Origin of the sequence: Mesorhizobium sp. M7A.F.Ca.MR.148.00.0.0, assembly GCF_003997735.1 — a bacterium.
GTDB lineage: Bacteria > Pseudomonadota > Alphaproteobacteria > Rhizobiales > Rhizobiaceae > Mesorhizobium.
Window position 1 is genome coordinate 1 of the sequence record NZ_RZTB01000793.1, and the last position, 209, is coordinate 209.

At 61.2% G+C, this 209-nt stretch carries 1 pseudogene; it reads right to left on the reverse strand.

The features are described from left to right. Window positions 1-209, reverse strand: a pseudogene (locus EOB49_RS36290) (hypothetical protein); the annotation flags it as partial.

Here is a 209-nt window from a genome sequence, read left to right on the forward strand (position 1 = left end):
CCGATGACGCAGTGCGAACCCAGGGTCACTTGCGCGCCGATTCGCGCACCAGCATCGATCACCACAAACGGCCCGATGCTGGCGGTTGGATCAACCACCGCGTCCGCAGCAATCACTGCTGAAGGGTGGATACCCGCAGACGCTTTTGGCTTGGGATCGAACAAATGCGAGAGGCGCGCATAGGCCAGATAAGGATCCGGCACCACCAG